Below are 3,786 nucleotides of genomic sequence, written 5' to 3'. Positions count from 1 at the left end.
GCCACTCGTGGGCCCGCGCGATATGGGGCATGGCGAGCGTGCCCGTACGCACGACAAGGAAATACGTGCCCCCGACCTGGTCGCCCGGCCCACCGACGCCCAGGAGGTGGCCGACCTGCTGGACTGGGCCGGCCGGCACGGCGTGGCCGCCATCCCCTTCGGCGGCGGCTCCTCGGTGGTCGGCGGCGTGGAGTACCGCGGTGACGCCCACCGCGCCGTGCTGTCGCTCGACCTGACCTCGATGGACCGGGTCCTGGAGGTCGACACCGCCAGCCGCTCGGCCCGCATCCAGGCCGGCGTGCTCGGTCCCGTGCTGGAAGAGCAGTTGCGGCCCCACGGCCTCACCCTGCGCCACTTCCCGCAGAGCTTCGAGTTCTCCACCCTCGGTGGCTGGCTGGCAACCCGGGCCGGAGGTCACTACGCCACCGTCCGTACCCACATCGACGACTTCGTGCAGTCCCTGCACGTGGTCACGCCCGCCGGCGCCGGCACGTCCTGGCGTCTGCCCGCATCCGGCGCCGGACCGTCACCCGACCGACTGTTCCTCGGCTCCGAGGGCACGCTCGGCGTCATCACCGAGGCCTGGATGCGCCTGCAGGAACGCCCGCGATACAAGGCCTCCACGTCCGTGGCCTTCGCCGACTTCCACCGGGCGCTGGACGCGGTGCGTGCCATCGCGCAGTCCGACCTCGCCCCGGCCAACTGCCGCCTGCTCGATTCCGGCGAGGCACTGCTGTCCGGAGCCTCGCACGACGGCTCCGCCGTCCTGGTCCTGGGTTTCGAATCCGCCACCGCCCGCGTCGACGACCGTCTCACGAGCGCCCTGGAGCTGGCCCGTGCGCACGGCGGCCGTGGCGGGGCGCAGGCGGCGGAGGACCGTGACGCCCCGGCCGACGCGGCCGTGAGCGCCTGGCGCTCGGCGTTCCTGCGCATGCCCTACCTGCGCGACGGCCTGGCCCGCATGGGCGCAGTCGTGGAGACCTTTGAGACCGCCACCACCTGGGACAGGATTCCCGCCCTGATCGACGCCGTCCGCACCGAGGTCGGCGCCGCCGCCCTGAAGGCCACCGGACACTCGGCCACCGTCAACTGCCGTCTGACCCACGTCTACCCCGACGGTGCCGCCCCCTACTTCACCGTGGCCGTCGCCGGCCGACCGGGCGACGAGGTAGAGATCTGGGACGACATCAAGGCCGCCGCGAGCGACGTCCTGCACCGCTACCGAGCGACCATCACCCACCACCACGCCGTCGGCCGCGACCACCGCCCCGGCTACGACCTCCAGCGCCCGGAGCCCTTCGCGCTGGCGCTGCGCGCCGCCAAGGACGCCCTGGACCCCCATCGCATCCTCAACCCAGGCGTCCTGATCGACTGACGGCGCGCCGCACACGGGCGAGGGCGTGAGCTGGCCCTGTGGCTTTCACGTGGTCGGGGCACTTGGTGGTGCAGCCGTAGGCGCCGCTCAGAGAGGGGAGCGCGTGGGCGGATTCGAGCGGGGCGAAGGCGCCGGGTTGCTGGGGTCTGCAGCCCCCAGCACCCGGTGACCGGTCAGCTCAGCCGGGCGTCGGCGTAGGCGATCATGGCGTCCCGCTGGTACTCGGCCAGCCCGGCAGCGACCTGGTCGTAGGCCGCCCGCCACTGCGCGTCGTCGACGTAGCTCTGCGCCAGGGCCTTGAACGCGGCCGCGTCCGGGGTCCACATCCGGCAGATGCCCAGGTAGTGGGTGTCGACCTCGGCCTGTACCGCGGGGTCGGTCACCGGGGTGGCGGCCTGCATGAACCCGGCCATCCGAACCATCGCGGAGGTCGCCTCACTCTGCAGGCGATCCATCTCCGCCTCGGTGAGCGTGGCGGCGAACTGCGCCGACTGCTGCGCCTGGTCGGGCCACCGTGTGCGTGCGGGCGCCTCGTAGCGGGCGGTGTCGAATCCGGTGAACAGGTTCTCCGGCCTGCTGATCTTTCCCATGTCGGGTGTCTCCTCCTCCAGTTCGGCGATGGTGCGGGCGACCGTGCGGGCGAGTACATCGAGGCGGTCCCGCTCGGCCAGCAGCCTGCGCCGGTGCTCGCGCAGCGCGGTCACCTGGTCGACCTGGTGCTCCAGGACCGCCGCTGTCTCCCGCAGCCCCAGGCCCAGTTCCCGCATCAGCAGGATCTGCTGCAGCCGCAGCAGGTCGGCCTGCTCGTAGTGGCGGTGGCCGTTGCTGCCGATGTAGGCGGGAACGAGCAAGCCGATCTCGTCGTAGTGACGCAGGGTCCGGGACGTCACCCCGCACATCCGGGCCACGTCCGCAATCGACCAGGCCATGACCGCACCTTTCCTCGCCGGGCCGGGCTGTCCGGCCACACGGGCGACCGTAGGAGTTGACGCAACGGAAAGCGCAAGCCGCATTGGACGGGTTACGTCCAAGGAAGAGCGCGGCGACGTTCACGATCGACGGGAACGACAGCCCATTCAACCGGAGCACGGCCTCTTCCACGGCCCGGAACCGTCGGCCCAACCGCCTTGACCCTGGCTCCTTTCGGGCAACTCCGTGTGCCGCTCGGGAACGCCATGCCGTCCTTCGGGGTCTTCGTCTCACAGAAGGTGTGCCAGAGCCACCCGCTGATGTCCCGCTCCGGTCCCCGGCTCCTGTCCTGCCACGCGCTTTGAGAGGCTTTCGTCATGCCCACGGTCGATCCCCGCTTCAGCGTCCTGTCCGAGGACTTCGCCGCCGACCCCTACCGCCACTTCGCCCGGCTGAGAGAACAGGCACCGGTGCACTACGAGCCGGCGATCGACAGCTACTTCCTTTCCCGCCACCACGATGTGAAGCGGGTGCTGACGGACCATGAGGCGTTCACCACCGAAACGCTGCAGGTGCGTGCCGAGCCGGTGATGCGCGGGCGGGTCCTCGCCCAGATGACCGGGGCCGAGCACACCGCCAAGCGGAAGATCGTTGTCAGGGGCTTCACCGGGCAGGCCCTGCAGGACCAGATACGCGCCATCCACGCCAACGCCGCCGAGCTCATCGCGCCCTTCCTTCCCCTGGGGCGGATGGACCTCGTCAACGACTTCGGCAGACCCCTCGCCGTCTTCGTGACGCTCGACGTCCTGGGCCTGGACAAGAAGGACTGGCAGCAGGTCGCCGCCTGGCACGGCGGGGTCATCGAGTTCATCACCAGCATCGTCCTCACCCCCGAACGCCGTCGGCACTGCATGGACTGCGCCGAGCAACTGGAGGACTACCTCGTCCCCGTCATCGAACAGCGCCGTCGCCGGCCCGGCGAAGACCTGATATCGAAGCTGTGCACCGCCGAGTTCGACGGCATCGCCATGAGCAACCGCGACGTGACCGCTCTGATCATCAACGTCCTGGCCGCCGCCACCGAGCCCGCCGACAAGACGCTCGCCCTCCTCTTCAAGCACCTGATCGACCACCCCGAGCAGATGGCGCAGGTACGCCAGGACCCGGCCCTGCTGCCTGCCGCGATCGCCGAGACACTGCGCTACACCCCACCCGTCCAGCTCATCCCCCGTCAGGCGGAGCGGGACGCCGTGTTCGCAGGCACCACCGTCCCGGCAGGTGCCACCGTCTTCTGCATGGTCGGCGCGGCCAACCGCGACCCCGACGCGTTCGTCGCCGCGGACACCTTCGACATCCGTCGCCCGGACCTGGGCACCGCGCGCTCCTTCACCGCCGCCGCCCAGCACCTGGCCTTCGGCACCGGACTCCACCAGTGCGTCGGCGCTGCCTTCGCACGCGCCGAGATCGAGACCGTCGCCGCGATGCTCCTCTCCCTGTTCGAC

Annotated in this window: 2 protein-coding genes and 1 pseudogene; 2 read left to right on the top strand and 1 reads right to left on the bottom strand. The window is 70.7% G+C overall.

The genetic code is table 11. From position 1 onward, the window contains the following. Positions 1-67 precede the first annotated feature (67 nt). Positions 68-1,375, top strand: a pseudogene (locus AB0H32_RS47145) (FAD-binding oxidoreductase); the annotation flags it as partial. Positions 1,376-1,548: 173 nt separating this feature from the next. Here the strand turns inward: AB0H32_RS47145 and AB0H32_RS47140 are convergent. Beyond that, positions 1,549-2,304: a MerR family transcriptional regulator gene (locus AB0H32_RS47140; RefSeq protein ID WP_361135544.1), complete on the bottom strand. Its 756-nt coding sequence runs from the start codon at positions 2,302-2,304 to the stop codon at positions 1,549-1,551. Positions 2,305-2,661: 357 nt separating this feature from the next. Here AB0H32_RS47140 and AB0H32_RS47135 point away from each other — a divergent pair. Further along, positions 2,662-3,786 (top strand): cytochrome P450 (locus tag AB0H32_RS47135; RefSeq protein WP_361135541.1); only part of this gene is annotated, 1,125 nt, incomplete at its 3' end.

Origin of the sequence: Streptomyces sp. NPDC020362, assembly GCF_040642095.1 — a bacterium.
Lineage (GTDB): Bacteria > Actinomycetota > Actinomycetes > Streptomycetales > Streptomycetaceae > Streptomyces.
This window is presented reverse-complemented; position numbering and strand designations above follow the sequence as displayed.

Coding starts and splice junctions, on each gene's coding strand:
- AB0H32_RS47140 (WP_361135544.1), bottom strand. CDS start 2,304: ATGGCCTGGTCGATTGCGGACGTGGCCCGGATGTGCGGGGTGACGTCC.